The following is a 17,763-nucleotide window of genomic DNA, read 5'->3' on the forward strand; positions in this document are numbered from 1 at the left end:
GGAGCTTACTCATTCGGACGCCGAGCCCTCCTCGCCCGAACCGGTGCCGATGACGAGCAGGAGATCGCCGCCTTCCACCTGCTGCACACCACCGATCGCGAGCCGAGCCACTGTGCCGCCCTTGGGCGCGGTGATCGCCGCTTCCATCTTCATCGCCTCGATCGTCGCGACGACGTCACCGGCCGCGATCTTGTCGCCCTCGGACACCGACAGGGTGACGACACCGGCGAACGGCGCGGGCACATGGCCGGAGTTGGAGCGATCGGCCTTCTCGACCGTCGGCACCTCGCTCGAGATCGACCGGTCTCGGACCGACACCGGCCGCAACTGCCCGTTGAGAATGCACATGACAGTACGCATTCCACGCTCGTCGGCGTCGGAGATCGCTTCGAGTCCGATGAGCAGCTCGACGCCCTTCTCGAGCCGCACGCGGTGTTCTTCGCCCTGCCGCAGACCGTAGAAGAATTGGTTCGCCGACAGTTGGGTCGTATCCCCGTACTTCTCCCGATGCGCCGCGAGCTCCGCTGTCGGGCCGGGGAACAGCAACCGGTTCAACGTGTCTCGACGCTGCGCCGACGTACCGTCGAGTGCCTTCTCGTCGTCGGACGAGATCGGAGTCACCGGCTTCGGCTCACTGCGGCCCTCCAGAGCCTTGGACCTGAGCGGTTCCGGCCAGCCACCGGCAGGCGTGCCGAGTTCACCGCGCAGGAACCCGATCACCGAATCCGGAATGTCGAACTTCGACGGGTTCTGCGCGAACTCGTCGGCCGACGCTCCTGCACCGACCAACGACAACGCCAGATCGCCGACGACCTTGCTCGACGGCGTCACCTTCACCAGACGGCCCAACATACGGTCGGCGGCAGCGTAATTGGCCTCGACCGTCTCGAACCTGTCGCCGAGGCCGAGTGCGATGGCCTGCTGACGCAGGTTCGACAACTGCCCACCGGGGATCTCGTGCGTGTACACGCGCCCGGTCGGAGCTGGGAGTCCGGACTCGAACGGCGCGTACACCTTTCGCAGCGCTTCCCAGTACGGCTCCAGATCGCACACGGCCTGCAGATCGAGACCTGTGTCGCGCTCCGAGTGCGCTGCAGCAGCGACGATCGCCGACAGCGCGGGCTGCGATGTGGTGCCTGCCATCGCTGCGCTGGCACCGTCGACGGCGTCCGCGCCCGCTTCCCACGCGGCGAGGTACGTCGCCAACTGCCCACCCGGGGTGTCGTGCGTGTGCACGTGTACCGGTAGGTCGAAGTTGGACCGCAACGCCGTCACCAACGTCTTGGCCGCAGGTGCACGCAGCAGACCCGCCATGTCCTTGATCGCGAGCACGTGTGCGCCCGCGTCGACGATCTGCTCGGCGAGCTTCAGGTAGTAGTCGAGCGTGTACAGCGTCTCGTTCGGGTTCGACAGGTCGCCGGTGTAGCTGAGCGCGACTTCGGCTATCGCCGTACCGGTTTCACGTACCGCATCGATCGCCGGGCGCATCTGATCGACGTTGTTGAGCGCGTCGAAGATGCGGAAGATGTCGATGCCGGTGTCGGTCGCCTCGGCGACGAAGCTGCGCGTCACCTTCTCCGGGTACGGGGTGTACCCCACGGTGTTCCGACCGCGCAGCAGCATCTGCAGCGCGATGTTCGGCACCGCTTCACGCAGCGCCGCCAGGCGCTCCCACGGATCCTCGTGCAGGAACCGCAGCGCCACGTCGTAGGTCGCACCGCCCCACGCCTCGATCGACAACAGCTCCGGCGTCGTGCGGGCCACGTAGGGCGCGACCATCAGCAGACCCGACGTCCGCACTCGCGTCGCGAGCAACGACTGATGCGCGTCGCGGAACGTCGTGTCGGTGACACCGAGCGCCTTCCGGTTGCGCAGATCCCGGGCGAATCCCTCGGGCCCGAGTTCGAGCAGCCGCTGCCGGCTGCCGTCCGGAATCGGCTTCGAGAAGTCCACCTCAGGGAGCTTGTCCTGTGGGTACACCGTCGAGGGTCGCTCACCGTGCGGCTTGTTGACCGTCACGTCGGCGAGGTAGGTGAGGATCTTCGTGCCGCGGTCACCCGACGTACGCGAGGTCAGCAACTCGGGGCGTTGTTCGATGAACGACGTCGTGACCCGACCCTGCGTGAAATCCGGATCGACCAGAACCGCCTGCAGGAAAGGAATGTTCGTCGCGACACCGCGGATACGGAACTCGGCAACCGCACGACGCGCACGCGCCACCGCCGTCTCGAAGTCGCGTCCGCGACAGGTGAGCTTGACGAGCATCGAGTCGAAGTACGCGCCCACCTCGGCGCCCAACGTGGTGCCTCCGTCGAGGCGCACACCGGCGCCGCCCGGCGTGCGGTAGGCGGTGATGCGGCCGGTATCGGGGCGGAATCCGTTGGCCGGATCCTCGGTGGTGATGCGGCACTGCAGGGCTGCGCCGCGCAACACGATCGTGTCCTGGCTCAGACCGAGATCGGCGAGGGTCTCCCCCGACGCGATCCGCAGCTGCGCCTGCACGAGGTCGACATCCGTGACCTCCTCGGTGACGGTGTGCTCGACCTGGATACGCGGGTTCATCTCGATGAACACGTGGTTGCCGCGGGTGTCGAGCAGGAATTCCACCGTGCCTGCGCACGAGTAACCGATCTCCTTCGCGAACGCGACGGCGTCGGCGCAGATCTTCTCGCGCACGCCTTCGGGAAGGTTCGGGGCGGGAGCGAGCTCGATGACCTTCTGATGGCGACGCTGCAGACTGCAGTCACGCTCGAACAGGTGCACCACGTTGCCCTCGCCGTCGGCGAGGATCTGCACCTCGATATGCCGCGGATCGATGACGGCCTGCTCGAGGAACACGGTCGGATCACCGAACGCCGACTCGGCCTCACGCGCGGCGGCCTCGATCGACTCACGCAGCTGCGCAGGCTCGGCGACGCGCCGCATTCCGCGGCCACCGCCGCCCGCAACGGCCTTGACGAAGACCGGGAACGTCATCGACTCCGACGCCGCCACCAACTCGTCGACGTCGCTCGACGGCTCTGAGGACGCGAGCACCGGCAGGCCCGCACGCTTGGCTGCGGCGATGGCCCGGGCCTTGTTGCCCGTCAGCTCGAGCACGTCCGACGACGGACCCACGAAGGTAATGCCTGCTTCGGCGCACGCGGCAGCCAGGTCCGGGTTCTCCGACAGGAACCCGTATCCGGGGTAGACGGCGTCGGCACCCGCACGCTTCGCGGCGGCAACGATCTCGGACACGGTCAGGTAGGCGCGAACGGGGTGACCCTTCTCGCCGATCTCGTACGCTTCGTCGGCCTTCGTTCGATGGACCGAGTTACGGTCCTCGAACGGGAAGACGGCCACTGTCGCGGCACCCAACTCGTACGATGCGCGGAACGCTCGGATGGCGATCTCACCGCGATTGGCAACCAGAACTTTGGAGAACATTCGCTCAACCTACCGCCGCCGAACGCCGTCGATGTGATGCCTGTCTCGAGATGTGAGACAAAAAGACCAAAACTTGTCTCTGAAACGGTGCAGAGGCGATCTACTGCGTAGTCAGGACTTGGCGAGGTAGTCGATTCGGTCCGATCTCCACGCCGATTTCATCATCGTGGTGATGCCGGGGCTGTTCTCGAGTGTCGGGTCGACGGCGAAGAGCGAGCGCGCACAGTCCTGGGCGTCGGCGATGACGTCCTCGTCGTCGAACAGCGACAGCAGTTTCAGGCTACTGACGGTGCCGGACTGTGCAGCACCGAGGATGTCACCCTCACGTCTGGTGGCGAGGTCGAGCTTCGCCAGTTCGAAGCCGTCGTTGGTCGATGCGACCGAGTCCAGCCTCTGCGCCGTCGGACCCATCCCACTGAGCTGCGTGATCATGATGCAGAGACCCTGATGTCCGCCTCGCCCGATACGTCCGCGCAACTGATGCAGCTGGCTGATACCGAATCGATCGGCATCGACGATGACCATCACCGTCGCGTTCGGAACGTCGACACCGACCTCGACGACCGTGGTGCAGACGAGGACGTCGATCTCGCCGGAGTTGAAATCCTCCATCGCGGCGTCCTTGTCGTCGGACGGCATTCGCCCGTGCAGAAGCCCGACGCGCAGGTGTGCGAGAGGACCGTTCCGCAGCATGTCGAACATCTCGAGCGCGGCTTTCGGCTTCGGCAGGTTGTCGCCGCCGTCGGGTGCATCGCTCTTGCGCTGCTTCTTGTCGGGCTTGTCCTCGTCGTCGCCGATCCGCGAGCAGACGACGTACGCCTGCCTGCCCTGCTCGACTTCCTCGACGATGCGCTCCCAGGCGCGATTCACCCAGCCCGGCTTGTCCTTCGACGACACGACGTTGCTGATGATCGGCGCGCGTCCCTTCGGCAGCTCGCCGAGTACGGATGTCTCGAGGTCTCCGAGCGATGCCATCGCGATGGTGCGTGGAATCGGTGTGGCCGTCATCACCAACAGATGCGGGCTGGTGCCGTCACGTGCTTTGGACCGCAACGCATCCCGCTGTTCGACGCCGAACCGATGTTGCTCGTCGACGACGACCATGCCCAGATCCATGAATTCGACGCGGTCCTGGATGAGCGCGTGTGTACCGATGACGATTCCGGCGTCGCCGGTGACCGCGTCGAGCAGAGCGGACCTCTTGGCCGCCGTCGACATCGATCCCGTGAGCAGGGCGACTTTGGTCGCAAACTCGTGTGAGTCGAGCTCGCCGGCGGTGGCGAGCGACCCGAGCATGGTTCTGATGGAGCGAGCGTGCTGTGCGGCGAGTACCTCCGTCGGCGCCAGAAGTGCACATTGGTGACCCGCATCGACGACCTGCAACATCGCCCGCAGCGCCACGACGGTCTTGCCGGAACCCACCTCGCCCTGCAGCAGACGTGACATCGGGTGTCCCTGCGACAGGTCGGCGGAGATCTCCTCGGCGACCGTCGACTGCCCCGCGGTGAGTGTGAACGGAAGGCGACGTTCGAATTCCGCAGCGATTCCGTCCGCGCGTGGCGGACACGGCTCCGCCGTGCGCGCCTGGACGTCCTGTCGTCGTGCGGCGAGTACCAACTGAACGGCCAGCGCTTCGTCGAACTTCAGGCGTTCTCGCGCCTGATCCTTCTCGTCCGCCGTCTCCGGGAAGTGGATCCATCTCAGTGCCGTATCGAGGTCGACGAGTCCGCGTTCTGCCAGGACGGCGGCAGGAACCGGGTCCGGGGTCGGGTCGAGTTGGTCGAGAACCTGCCGCACGCAGCGCATGAACGTCCAACTCTCGACGTCTTTCGCGGCGTGGTAGATCGGCACGAACCTGCGGTCGAACACCGTCATGTCGACGCTGCCCGACGAGTCGACGGATCCGCGCGCCAGGCCGGCGAGGGTTCCGCCGCCGACGATCCGACCTGCCGGGACGACGGCGCCGTCCTCGTCGTCACCCCCGAGCAGCACGTAGCTGGGGTGCGCGAGATTCCATCGCCTACCGAAGTATTTGACCTTCCCGGAGAACATTCCGCGGCGCCCGGGCTTCAGCACGTTCTTGAGCTTGTGCGGATTGAAGAAGCTGGCGTCGACCTGCAGGCCGTCGGCGGCCAGCGATACGGCCAGGAACTGCCCCTTGCGCACCTTCATCTGACGCATCGTCGCCGACGAGATGGTCGCGACGATGGTGATGTGCTCGCCCTCGGGTGGCTCCTTCTCGCTCAGCTCACCGCCGTGTGTCATGTACCGATGCGGGTAGTGGCGCAGCAGGTCCTCGACGGTGTGGATGTCGAAGATCTCGCCCAGCGGCTCGGACACCTTGGCCCCGAGCACGGTGTCGAGCCGATCGGAAAGTACTGCCATGGTCCCTTCGCTTACGTCATTCGATACCGAGTTGAGCGAGGTCGTCCGTCTGACCTCCCTGATAGACGACCACCTCCACGGCCGGGTAGCGGCGTCGTACGTGATCGGTCAATCGGTCACCCAGGTCGTCCGGCGCGGCACGGCCCATCAGCACCGTCACCATCTCACCACCCACCGACAGAAGTTGATCGAGCAGGTCGCGGCCTGCGGTGACTCCGTCGGGACCGATGACCACGACTTCGTGCCCGACGAGACCGAGACCGTCGCCGGGCTCGCACGTGCCCACCCACGTGAGCGACCGCTCCTCGGCATGACGCAGCGACGCCCACCTGGTGCCCGCGGCAGATTCCGACATCGCGAACGCGTCGTCGACGGCCGCACGAGACGGATCGTGCACCGCGAGCGCCGCAAGCCCCTGCACCATCGATCCCGACGGCAACATCAGAACGTCCTTGCCTGCAGTGCGCGACGCGATACTGACGTGCACCAGTTCCTGTGCCGTCAGGGCCCCGTTCGGGAGCACGAGCACCTCGCGATGCGGTGACTCCACGATCGCGGCACACAATTCAGCAGGTCCGACACGCGTGGTGTCGGAGCGCAGAACCGTCGCACCCTCGTCCAGGTACAGCCGTTCGGCGCCGTCCCCGGCCACGACCGCCAGGATGTCGCGTCCACCCGAAGTGCGTGAGCCGGAGCCGACGGCATGGCAACGATCGGTCGCCCCGGCGTCGCCCGATCCGAACGCCTCGATCCTGACTCCGTGCACGCGTCCGATGTTCAACCCGACGTCGACCGCGAGGCCTGCGTTGGCCGTGTGGACATGCGCCGACCAGGAACCGTCCCCGTCACCCACCACGACGACAGAGTCGCCGATGTCCGAGAGGTCGCGTCGGAGCCGCTGTGCACCGACGTCGTCGATGTCGGTGATGCCGTAGAGCACCTCGTAGCCGACTGTCGCGTCGCCGGTCGAGGTGTCTCCGAAGTCACTCGTCGGAGGGAGCACCTGGGGGGCGACACGAAAGTTCTTCGCCGGATCGATGCGTCGGTGATATCGCCTGCGGGTGGGCACCGCGCCGGTCAACAGGGTCGCAAGTGCGTCGAGCATCACACAGAGCCCGAGGGCTCCCGCGTCGACGACGCCCGCCGCGTCGAGGGCAGGCAGTTGCTTTCGCGTTCGATCGAGCGCACGAGCAGCCGATTCCGCCGCACGACGGGCCACCACGACGACGTCCGACGACCGATCGAGCGACGCGACGTCCTCGGCGACCCGAGCGAGCACGCTCACGATGGTGCCCTGGACCGGGACGCTGACGACGTCGACGACCAGTTCGGCTGCGCGTACCAGCGCATCCGTCAATGCACGACCGTCGAGGCGCCCTGTGGCCGTGACCTCGGCGACCGCGCGCAGAACCTGCGACACGATGACACCCGAGTTGCCCCGAGCACCCGCGACGGCCCCCTTCGCCAACGCCACGGCACTCGCGTGGAGATCCGCATCCGGTCCGGCGGCCCGCATGCTCTCGACCGCAGCACGCACGGTGAACATCAGGTTCGTGCCCGTGTCGGAGTCCGGGATCGGGAAGACGTTGAGCTCGTTGATCTCGTCGCAGCGCGCGGTCAGGTCGTCGACGCACCGGTACGCCCACGTACGCAGCTCGTCGACAGTGAGTTCCGTCGACGTCGTGATGGGCTCGCTCCCCGCCACCCGCACCCCCGTTCTCGTCCAGGCCATCCCCGCTGTGTCAGCCTAGACAAGATGAAGGGTGATCACCTGCCCAGCACCGAGCGGCAGGCGCTCTCGGGTGGCGGTTTGGTTAATTCCGGGTGCGCGGCTATTCTTGCAGGGTTGCCTGATGCGGCACGGTGTGCTGTGCGCGTCGTCCGCTTCGGTGCAGCCGCCCTCATGTAATGAACAATCATCTATCAAGGAGTTCGCGACTATGGCTGCCGTCTGCGACGTATGCGCCAAGGGGCCCGGCTTCGGTAAGTCGGTCTCGCACTCGCACCGACGGACCAACCGTCGCTGGAACCCGAACATCCAGACCGTTCACGCTCAGGTTGCCCCCGGCAACAACAAGCGCATGAACGTCTGCACCTCCTGCCTCAAGGCCGGCAAGGTGGTTCGGGGCTGATCGAGCCCTGACAGACCGAAACGAAAGACTGTGCCCCGACGCTCTCGAGTGTCGGGGCACAGTCTTTCGTCGTTCGAGACGCAGGTTACAGTGCGACGGTGACGAACATCGAAAGCACGAACCACGTCCATCTCGAGGACGGTGTACTGACGATCACCGTGGCGACGGACGCTGCGGGAACTTCGCTGAGTGGCGACGCGATGACCGAAGGTGCTGCGGCACTTCGGTTGCTGAACGCCGGTGAGCTCCAGGCGGGATCGATCCTGCTGGTCGGATCGGGTCCGAACTTCTGCGCAGGAGGCAACGTCCGAGCATTCGCCGACGCGCCGGAACGCGGTGCCTACGTGCGCGAGGTGGCCGAGTCCTTTCACGCATTCGTCCGCGAACTCGATGCTGCCACCGTGCCGGTCGTCGCCGGAGTACACGGATGGGCTGCAGGCGCGGGCATGAGCATCGTGTGCCATGCCGACGTCGCGATCGGTGGTCGCTCGACCAAGCTCCGCCCCGCTTATCCCGGAATCGGGTTCACCCCCGACGGCGGTCTCACATGGACGCTCCCCCGCATCGTCGGCTCGGCTCGTGCACGCGACATCCTGTTGAACGACTCGATCATCAACGGTGAAGAAGCCGTCAGGCTCGGAATCCTCAGCAGGTTGGTGGGCGACGACATCATCGCCAGTGAAGCCGAACGTCTGGCGCGCACGTTCGCCGCGGGCCCGACGTCCGCGTTCCAGGGTGCGAAATCACTGCTTCAGCAGTCCGAGAACAACACCCTCGCACAGCAATTGGACGCCGAGACCGAGTCCATCTCCGCTGCGGCCGACGGCCCCACAGGACGCGAGGGCGTCGACGCGTTCGTCGAGAAGCGTCGCCCCGACTTCTCCTGAACCGCCTTCCGACTCAGGGCAGACGCCAGTCGATCGGTTGGTGCCCGCCTGCGAGAAGGATCTCGTTGGTTCGGCTGAACGGCCTCGAACCGAAGAACCCACGCGAGGCGGACAACGGGGAGGGATGCGCCGACTCGATGCGCGGTGTGTCACCGAGCATCGGCGTCAGGGTCGACGCGTCTCGCCCCCACAGAATTGCGACGAGCCCTGCCGAGTCGGCGGTCTGGGACCGCGCGACGAGCGCACGAATAGCTTGCTCCGTCACCGCCTCCCACCCCTTACGGCGGTGTGACGCAGCAACTCCGGGCTCCACCGTCAGCACCCTGTTCAGCAGGAGCACGCCCTGGTCCGCCCACGGCGTCAGATCTCCTGACGTCGGGAGCGGCAGATCGAGATCGCTCACGTATTCCTTGAAGATGTTGGCGAGCGAACGTGGCACCGGCTTCACGTCGGGTGCGACCGAAAAGCTCAGCCCCACCGCGTGACCCGGTGTCGGGTACGGGTCCTGCCCGACGATCAGCACACGCACGTCGTCGAACGGGCGAGTGAACGCACGCAACACGTTCTCTCCCGACGGAAGATATCGGCGACCGTCCCGGGTTTCCTCGCGTAGGAAGTCACCCATGGCGGTGATCCGATCCTCGACCGGGGACAGTGCTGTCGCCCAACCCTTTTCGACGACCTCTGCCAGCGGCATGCGTGTCATGACTGTCCCCCGTGTCGTGCGTCCATACCGTGCAACCTAGCCGACCGAGTTCTCACGCGGAAAAGCTCGACCAGCCAGGGGTTCCCGAGTACGTGCCCCCGTCGACGGTCACGCCCGAGCCCTCTCCTACCGTGCCGATCGCGATCCACCCGTCCGGCAACTCCGAGTCGGCCGGGAACGTTCCGGCGAACGCGTGGTCCTCCCCGCCTCCCAGTATCCAGTCGAAGACCGGAACGCCCAACCGGTGTGCGGCAGAGGCGATGTCGTCACTCGGGACGAAACGCGACGTATCGACGTCGATCGCAACCGTCGACGCGTCGCAGATGTGCCCGAGGTCGGCGAGCAGGCCGTCGGACACGTCCGTCAGCGATGTCGCACCCGCGAGCGCTGCAGCAGGCCCGCGAGCGTAGTCCGGACACGGAACCCGGTGCGCGGCGACGAGCGCCTCATGACCGTCGATCCCCGCGTCCAACACCGCGAGTCCTGCAGCGGACCAGCCCAACCGCCCCGCCACCGCGACGACGTCGCCGACTCTCGCCCCGGATCGGAGCACGGCCGGGCGACCGTCGAGATCACCGAGCGCGGTGACCGATATCACGATCGAGGCCGTCTGCACGAGATCTCCCCCGACGATGCCGGCGCCGGCGCGTTCCGCTTCGAGCCACAGGCCGTCGGTCAAGCCGTCGGTCACCGAGACAGGAGTGTCCGACGGGCAACCGAGCGCCACGAGAAATCCGGTGCAGCGCGCACCCATTGCCGCGATGTCCGCACCGTTCTGCGCGATCGCCTTGCGTCCGATGTCGACCGGACTGGACCAGTCGAGGCGAAAATGCCTGTCCTGCACCAACATATCCGTCGTCGCGACGACCGAACCCGATGGCGCTGCAACGATCGCCGCGTCGTCACCCGGGCCGAGAACGGTCGTGTCAGGGTGGATTCGCCCACGCGTCACCCTGTCGATGACACCGAACTCACCGACGTCGCCGACGGTTCGATCATGATTGTTCTCGCCGTTGCCGATGACGGATGCTCCCTTACGGTCGATGGTGGTCGTGCGCGCGAGGACCTTCGTCACCGCTGCGGTACTTTTAGCGTCAGCGTGCAGAACGGAGAACCGTTCGAGACAGTTGCGTACGACCTCGGCCACGACACTACCGCCCGCGTCGTGCCCGGTGATCTTCGGAAGGACCAGCGATGGTGCAGATATTCGTCCTCGTTCAGACCGAGGTGGGACGCTCCGGCCTCGTGTCGTCGGCGCTGAAGGACGTCGAAGGCGTTGTCTCCGCGGAGGCCGTCACCGGCCCGTACGACGTCGTCGTCCGCGCCGAGGGCTCGAACGACAGTCAGGTACGAGAAGTCGTCGCACGAATCCAGAAGGTCGACTCGATCACGCGCACCCTGACCTGCCAGGTCGTCGACGCACACCGACCCTGACGTTTCGATCACGTAGCCAAGGACAATGAGCGAACCCGACACCACACCGCCAGCACCGCCCACACCCACCGCCCAGGAAGACAGGCGCCATCCCGCCGTGATCGCCACCGCGGTGGCGCTACCCGTCGCGTTGCTCGTCGGCGTGATCGTCGCGGCCGTGACCGTGTCGGGGAATTCGACCCGACCGCCGGAGGCGTTGGGTCCGGTCGACGCTCCGGCCGCAGAGAGCGCCGACTGTACGTCGCTTCTCGACTCGTTGCCGGACTCCCTGGGCGATTACCGTTCCGCCGAACTGGTCGAGCCTGCCCCCGCGGGTGCGCGCGCGTGGGCGTTGGACGACGACGAATCCGAACCGGTCGTGCTGCGATGCGGACTGAATCGTCCGGACGGTTTCGACATCGCTGCACCGTTGCAGGTCGTCAACGACGTGCAGTGGTTCGAGGTGTCCGGCGCCGAGTCCGGCATCGACGCCAGCACCTGGTATGCCGTCGACCGTGCCGTGTACGTCGCGGTGACGATCCCCGGTGGGTCGGGCCCGACGCCGCTGCAGGACGCGTCGAACGCGGTGTCTGCAGCACTGCCACAGACACCGCTGGATCCTGCTCCGTTGCGCTAGCGGAGTCCGATTCCGCGGGCGACCGCGGTCTCGACGAGCGTGTCGAGCAATGTGGTGTAGTCGACGCCGCTCGCTGCCCACATCTTCGGATACATCGAGATGGACGTGAATCCGGGCATCGTGTTGATCTCGTTGATGACGGGCCCGGCATCGGTCACGAAGAAGTCGACGCGTGCGAGACCCTGGCAGTCGAGCGCCCGGAACGCATCGACGGCGATCGCCCTGATCCGATCGGCGACACCGTCGGGAAGGTCTGCGGGCAAATCGAATTCGGTGACGTCGTCGAGATACTTGGTGTCGAAGTCGTAGAAGGAATGATCGTCCGCGGCCGCGCCGGGAAGCTTGATCTCGGCGACCGCGCTCGCGCGTACGGAACCGTCGGGGAACTCGAGAACGCCGCATTCGACCTCGCGGCCGTGGATCGCGGCTTCGACGACCACTTTCGGGTCGTGCCGTCGGGCCTCGGCGATGGCGGCGGGAAGGCGATCCCACGAGACGATCCGAGAGATACCGATGGACGATCCGCCGCGTGCGGGCTTGACGAAGGCCGGCAATCCGATCGATTCCTGTTGAGCCTGCGTCAACGTCTCGGTGTCGTGGCGCAGCACGATCTGGTGCCCGATGGGCAGTCCTTCGGCCGCGAGCAGCTTCTTGGTGAATTCCTTGTCCATACCCGCTGCGCTCGCCAGGACTCCCGGGCCGACATACGGGATTCCAGCGAGCTCGAGCAGACCCTGAACGGTGCCGTCCTCGCCGTACGGTCCGTGCAGTACCGGAAACACGACGTCGACAGCGTCGAGCACTGTGCCCGCGTCGGTCTCACCGAGTGCCACCAGCGCGCCACGACGGGTCGGATCGGCCGTCAATGCCAGCGCCACACCGCTCTTGTCCACCGACGGAAGTTCTCGCCCGTGGATGGCCAACGCGTCGAGGTCGGACGCACCCAGCACCCAGGCACCGTCGGTGGTGATGCCGATCGGGACCACCTCGTACCGCTCCTGGTCGAGGTGCTTCAGCACGCTACCTGCGGATACACAGGACACTGCATGCTCGTTGCTCCGGCCACCGAAGATGACGGCGACCTTGGTACGGGGTGTGCTCACGGTTCCAAACCGTACCGTCACGGCGTCGCAGGCACTGGACGCGGTCCGTTCTCACTCGGGCTTGATGCGGCGCCCCAGGAGATGACCGACGGCATCGGGCACTGACAGACCCTCGTGGCAGACGCGATGCACTGCCTCGGTCAACGGCATCTCGACGTCGTAACTCTCGGCGAGTGCGCGCACCGACGTGCACGATTTCACGCCCTCTGCGACCTGACCGTGCGCGGCCTTCTGTGCGCTCTCCATCGATCCTCCGGAGCCGAGGCGCTCACCGAAGGTGCGATTTCTCGACAACGTCGACGAGCATGTGGCGACGAGATCGCCCACACCCGCGAGACCGGCGAGTGTCGACGCGCTGGCGCCGAGTGCGGTACCGAGACGAATGATCTCGGCGAGTCCACGCGTCATGATCGACGCAAGTGTGTTCTCTCCGTAACCGACTCCGCTCGCCATTCCGCACGCGAGCGCGATGACGTTCTTGCACGCTCCGCCGATCTCACATCCGATGACATCGGTATTGGTGTAGGGCCGGAAATAGCCTGTCGCACAGGACTTCTGAATCTCGAGCGCACGCCGAGAATCCGAACACGCGATCACAGTCGCGGCCGGCTGCCCTTCGGCGATCGGACGAGCGAGGTTGGGTCCGGACAGCGATGCGATCCGACTGGGATCCGCGCCGGTCACCTGTGCGATCACCTGACTCATACGCAGCAGCGTTCCGGTCTCGATCCCCTTGGCGAGACTCAGCAGGGTCGCATCCGCCGGAATGGACTCCGTCCACTCGGCGAGGTTGGCGCGCAACGATTGTGACGGCACCGCCAGGACAACGATGTCCGCGCCGTCGAGTGCCGTCGACGGGTCGCTCGTGGCCGAGATCGACGTCGGCAGAGAGATGCCGGGAAGATAGTCGGTGTTCTCGTGCTTGTCGGATATCGTCGACGCCAGTTCGTCGCGCCGCGCCCACATCGTCACGTCGGTACCCGCGTCGGCGAGCACCTTGGCGAATGCCGTTCCCCACGATCCGGAACCGAGTACCGCTGCTCTGGTCATCGACAACCACCTTCTCGAGAAATTTCGGACTCCAACCGAGTGCCACACCCCGTAAATGCCGCGGCATCACACTAGCCGTTGACGCCGAGCACCGAGGTCGAACTCGGCCGGAAGCGAGTGCGCTGGCAGGATCACTACCCATGAGTACCGCGCACGTGGTGATTGCCGTCAAGCATCTGGCCACCGCCAAGACGAGGTTGGCCGACTCGTTCTCCGAAGCCGACCGCGCCCGACTCGTCGTCGCCATGCTGCGTGACACGATCCACGCGGCGCGCGCAGTGGACGCGGTGGGTTCCATCACGGTCGTGACCCCTGATCCGACGGTCGCCGAGGTTGCCGTCGAGCTCGGCGCCCGCGTCGTCGACGACCCCGCCGCCGACGACGACGAGGACTCGGCGGATCGTCTGAACTCGGCGTTCGCGGCGGCGGTGACATCCGCACGCAGCGAGGGCGAACTCGACATCATCGTCCTGCAGGCCGATCTGCCCGCACTGCGGCCGGGCGAACTGGCACAGGCGTACGAATCTGCGGGCCCTGCTTCCCGATCGGTCGTCACCGATCATCACGGGACCGGAACCGCGGCGCTGATCTTGAAAGCCGGAGCAGGTGACTTCACTCCCCTGTTCGGCCCGGCGTCGGCGAGTCGCCATCGACAGTCCGGCGCCCACGATCTCGACGGCCACTGGCCGGGTCTACGTCTCGATGTGGACACGATCGACGACGTGCGACAAGCACTCTCGCTCGGCGTCGGCACCGCCACTACGGAAGTTCTCCGTACGCTTGGATGGTGACGCGTCGACGCCATGAATCGATTCGTCGATCCGAGTTTCAAGGACTGGCCGAATGAGGGATGATCGTTACGTGAGCGACAGCGAAGTGCAGACCGACGAATCGGAATCCACTGGCCCGGCGAACGGTGCCGAGACCGCGGAATGGAGTGCTCCCCTGGCGAACGTGAATCCGACCAGCCCGACAGCGTTGCCCGCCGCAACCACGACGGACGTCATGGACAACAAGGATTCTCTACCCGAAAACCGTTATCTGAACCGTGAATTGAGTTGGCTGGACTTCAACTCCCGCGTGCTCGCTCTCGCCGAGGACTCGTCGCTTCCGCTACTCGAGCGTGCCAAGTTCCTCGCCATCTTCGCCTCGAACCTGGACGAGTTCTACATGGTCCGCGTCGCAGGCCTCAAGCGCCGCGACGAGACCGGACTGTCCGTGCGCTCCGCGGACGGGCTCACCCCGCGCGAACAACTCGCGCTCATCGGCGAGCGCACACAGGAACTCGCGCGTCGTCACGCGCGAGTGCTTCTCGATTCGATCCTGCCGGAACTGACGTCCGAAGGCATCGAGATCATCCGATGGCGCGATCTCGACGAGGCGGAACGCGAACGCCTCTCGGGCTACTTCCAGGAACAGATCTTCCCGGTGTTGACGCCGTTGGCCGTCGACCCGGCTCACCCGTTCCCCTACATCAGCGGCTTGAGCCTCAATCTTGCTGTGACGGTAAAGGATTACGCGACAGCCGGTGAACACTTCGCGCGAGTGAAGGTGCCGGACAACGTCGATCGATTCGTGCGCGTACGGCGCGGCTCCGACGGCCAGTCCATCGACGCGTTCCTGTCGATGGAAGAGGTCATCTCGGCGCACCTCGACGTTCTGTTCCCCGGAATGGAAGTCGTGGAGAGCCACGCGTTCCGCATCACTCGCAACGCGGATTTCGAGGTCGAGGAAGACCGCGACGAGGACCTGCTGCAGGCCTTGGAACGTGAACTCGCGCGTCGTCGATTCGGTTCACCCGTGCGGCTCGAGATCGCCGACGACATGACCGAACACATGCTGGGCCTGCTTCTACGCGAACTCGACGTCGACCCCGGTGACGTCATCCAGGTGCCAGGGCTGCTCGATCTGTCGTGCTTGTGGCAGGTGTACGGCGTGGACCGTCCCGCCCTCAAGGACGCACCGTTCGTGCCTGCGACACACCCGGCGTTCGGCGAACGCGAGACGCCCAAGAGTGTGTTCTCGACTCTGCGCGACGGTGATGTCCTCGTGCAGCATCCGTACGACTCGTTCTCCACCAGCGTCCAGCGCTTCATCGAGCAGGCGGCAGCAGATCCGCACGTATTGGCGATCAAGCAGACGCTGTACCGCACGTCCGGTGATTCGCCGATCGTGAATGCGCTCGTCGACGCGGCCGGTGCGGGCAAGCAGGTCGTCGCACTCGTCGAGATCAAGGCGCGATTCGACGAGCAGGCCAACATCGAATGGGCACGCAAGCTGGAGAAGGCGGGCGTACACGTGGTGTACGGCTTGGTCGGTCTCAAGACTCACTGCAAGACGTGCCTCGTCGTGCGACGCGAAGGCTCGGTGATCCGTCGCTACTGCCATATCGGAACGGGCAACTACAACCCGAAGACCGCCCGTATCTACGAGGATGTCGGTTTGCTGACGTCCTCGCCCGAGATCGGCGCCGACCTCACCGACCTGTTCAATTCGTTGACGGGATATTCGCGCAAGACCAATTACCGCAACCTCCTGGTCGCGCCGTACGGTGTGCGACGCGGAATCATCGAGCGCATCGAACGAGAAGTCGAACTCCAGCGCGGCGGCAAGAAGGCCGGAATTCGATTGAAGGCCAACGCTCTGGTCGACGAGCAGGTCATCGATGCTCTGTACCGCGCCTCCGGCGCAGGTGTTCCCATCCAGGTGGTCGTCCGCGGTATCTGTGCGTTGAAACCGGGTGTGCCGGGTCTGAGCGAGAACATCGAAGTTCGTTCCATTCTGGGACGATTCCTCGAACACTCGCGCGTTCTCGAATTCCGCGGTTCCGACGAGTTCTGGATCGGCAGCGCGGACATGATGCATCGAAACCTCGACCGTCGCGTGGAAGTCATGGCGCAGGTGAAGGATCCGAGGCTGACGGCTCAGCTCGACGACATCTTCGAGTCGGCTCTCGACCCGACGACACGATGCTGGGTTCTCCAGCCCGATGGCAGCTGGGCCGCTTCGCCCGAACAGGGCGAGAACGTACGTGAGCATCAGGTCGAGTTGATGCGCAGCCGTCGGAGCCGGGCCTCCTGATGCCCGGCGGCGACAAATCGCTGCGTGCCAACATCTTCGCCGCAGGCGCTGTCCTGTGGCGAAGATGTCCCGGAGAGGGCGCAGGGATTCGCCTCGCCCTCGTGCATCGTCCGAAATACGACGATTGGTCCTTCCCGAAAGGAAAGATCGACCCGGGTGAGAATGCTGTGGTGGCCGCCGTTCGTGAGGTCGCCGAAGAGACGGGATTCGACGCTCGACTCGGCCGATATCTCAGCAAGGTCACGTATCCCGTTCCAGGGCACCAGAAGACGAAGAAGGTCGACTACTGGGCTGCGGAAGCATGCGACGGCAAGTTCGAGCCGAACTCCGAAGTCGACCAACTCCGTTGGGTCACACCGGCACAGGCGGCCGATGAGCTGTCCTATCCGATGGACCGCAAGGTGCTTCGCAGATTCCTGAAGCTTCCCCCTGACACCGAGACCCTGCTGTTGGTCAGACACGGTCGGGCAGGGCAACGTTCGCGCTACAAAGGCGACGACGCGCTGCGCCCACTCGACAAGCTCGGCCAGACTCAGGCTGCCGCACTGGTTCAGCAATTGCGCGCGTTCGGTGCCGAGACCGTGCACGCTGCCAATCGGCGTCGGTGTGTGCAGACCGTTCAGCCTCTGGCCGACGACCTCGGGGAGCAGATCACACTGGAACCCCTGCTGTCGGAAGAAGGTTATTGGGAGGAACCGTTCGCCGCGCGCGAGCGTGCTCGATCCATCGCCGCGAACGGACGCGTCACCGCACTGTGCAGCCAGGGCAAGGTGATTCCCGATCTGCTGACGTGGTGGGCCGAGGAGGACGGAGTCACCCTGCCTCCGAACCGAAATCGCAAGGGCAGCGTGTGGGTGCTGTCGCTTCACAACGGCAAACTGATCGCCGCAGATCATCTCGCAAGCCCACTGCCGACGGTGCCTGCGAGCGACTGAACCGCATA

General features: G+C 65.5%; 14 protein-coding genes. 7 read left to right on the plus strand and 7 right to left on the minus strand.

Features of this window, described 5'->3' with window-relative positions; genetic code table 11:
* Positions 1-9: 9 nt before the first annotated feature.
* The 3 genes from CHB96_RS02480 to CHB96_RS02490 form a co-directional block, all read right to left on the minus strand.
* On the minus strand, positions 10-3,426 hold the full coding sequence (locus tag CHB96_RS02480; RefSeq protein ID WP_089242931.1) for a pyruvate carboxylase: 3,417 nt from the start codon (positions 3,424-3,426) through the stop codon (positions 10-12).
* A 111-nt stretch (positions 3,427-3,537) separates the two neighbouring features.
* On the minus strand, positions 3,538-5,811 hold the full coding sequence (gene recG / locus CHB96_RS02485) for an ATP-dependent DNA helicase RecG (protein WP_089242932.1): 2,274 nt from the start codon (positions 5,809-5,811) through the stop codon (positions 3,538-3,540).
* A gap of 16 nt (positions 5,812-5,827) precedes the next feature.
* Positions 5,828-7,543: a DAK2 domain-containing protein gene (locus tag CHB96_RS02490; RefSeq protein ID WP_089242933.1), complete on the minus strand. Its 1,716-nt coding sequence runs from the start codon at positions 7,541-7,543 to the stop codon at positions 5,828-5,830.
* A 208-nt stretch (positions 7,544-7,751) separates the two neighbouring features.
* Between CHB96_RS02490 and rpmB the strand changes: the two genes are divergently transcribed.
* Positions 7,752-7,943 (plus strand): 50S ribosomal protein L28, encoded by a 192-nt coding sequence (gene rpmB, locus CHB96_RS02495; protein ID WP_084348574.1) that lies wholly within the window; start codon positions 7,752-7,754, stop codon positions 7,941-7,943.
* Positions 7,944-8,041: 98 nt separating this feature from the next.
* Positions 8,042-8,830, plus strand: coding sequence for an enoyl-CoA hydratase-related protein (locus tag CHB96_RS02500; RefSeq protein ID WP_089242934.1), 789 nt, complete (start codon positions 8,042-8,044; stop codon positions 8,828-8,830).
* A gap of 13 nt (positions 8,831-8,843) precedes the next feature.
* Here the strand turns inward: CHB96_RS02500 and CHB96_RS02505 are convergent, their stop codons facing one another.
* Together CHB96_RS02505 and CHB96_RS02510 are read right to left on the minus strand one after the other, a co-directional pair.
* Entirely contained in the window at positions 8,844-9,536 is a 693-nt protein-coding gene (locus CHB96_RS02505) for a uracil-DNA glycosylase (RefSeq protein WP_089242935.1), read from the minus strand.
* 52 nt (positions 9,537-9,588) lie between these two features.
* The gene (locus CHB96_RS02510) at positions 9,589-10,581 is read right to left on the minus strand and encodes a thiamine-phosphate kinase (RefSeq protein WP_217899916.1); all 993 of its coding nucleotides are present in this window, start codon (positions 10,579-10,581) and stop codon (positions 9,589-9,591) included.
* 149 nt (positions 10,582-10,730) lie between these two features.
* Between CHB96_RS02510 and CHB96_RS02515 the strand changes: the two genes are divergently transcribed.
* The gene (locus CHB96_RS02515) at positions 10,731-10,970 is read left to right on the plus strand and encodes an Lrp/AsnC ligand binding domain-containing protein (protein WP_089242937.1); all 240 of its coding nucleotides are present in this window, start codon (positions 10,731-10,733) and stop codon (positions 10,968-10,970) included.
* 25 nt (positions 10,971-10,995) lie between these two features.
* Entirely contained in the window at positions 10,996-11,586 is a 591-nt protein-coding gene (locus CHB96_RS02520) for a DUF3515 domain-containing protein (protein WP_089242938.1), read from the plus strand.
* Here CHB96_RS02520 and CHB96_RS02525 read toward each other — a convergent pair.
* Both CHB96_RS02525 and CHB96_RS02530 read right to left on the minus strand, forming a co-directional pair.
* The gene (locus tag CHB96_RS02525; protein ID WP_089242939.1) at positions 11,583-12,689 is read right to left on the minus strand and encodes a D-alanine--D-alanine ligase family protein; all 1,107 of its coding nucleotides are present in this window, start codon (positions 12,687-12,689) and stop codon (positions 11,583-11,585) included. The two genes, CHB96_RS02520 and CHB96_RS02525, sit on opposite strands and share 4 nt — an antisense overlap.
* 51 nt (positions 12,690-12,740) lie before the next feature.
* Positions 12,741-13,739 carry an NAD(P)H-dependent glycerol-3-phosphate dehydrogenase gene (locus CHB96_RS02530; RefSeq protein WP_089242940.1) on the minus strand — a complete coding sequence of 333 codons (999 nt, stop codon included), beginning with the start codon at positions 13,737-13,739 and terminating at the stop codon, positions 12,741-12,743.
* A 140-nt stretch (positions 13,740-13,879) separates the two neighbouring features.
* On the opposite strand from CHB96_RS02530, the gene cofC reads away from it, so the two are divergent.
* Genes cofC through CHB96_RS02545 form a run of 3 tightly spaced genes read left to right on the plus strand, consistent with a single transcriptional unit; the run spans position 13,880 to position 17,755 of the window.
* Entirely contained in the window at positions 13,880-14,530 is a 651-nt protein-coding gene (gene cofC, locus CHB96_RS02535) for a 2-phospho-L-lactate guanylyltransferase (RefSeq protein ID WP_176444082.1), read from the plus strand.
* A 52-nt stretch (positions 14,531-14,582) separates the two neighbouring features.
* Positions 14,583-16,820 (plus strand): RNA degradosome polyphosphate kinase, encoded by a 2,238-nt coding sequence (locus tag CHB96_RS02540; RefSeq protein WP_176444083.1) that lies wholly within the window; start codon positions 14,583-14,585, stop codon positions 16,818-16,820.
* Complete coding sequence (locus CHB96_RS02545) at positions 16,820-17,755, plus strand: NUDIX hydrolase (protein WP_089242941.1); 936 nt, start codon at positions 16,820-16,822, stop codon at positions 17,753-17,755. The genes CHB96_RS02540 and CHB96_RS02545 overlap by 1 nt, the downstream gene beginning before the upstream one ends.
* The last annotated feature ends 8 nt before the right edge of the window (positions 17,756-17,763 follow it).

It is taken from the genome of Rhodococcoides kyotonense, from assembly GCF_900188125.1.
Classification (GTDB): domain Bacteria; phylum Actinomycetota; class Actinomycetes; order Mycobacteriales; family Mycobacteriaceae; genus Rhodococcoides; species Rhodococcoides kyotonense.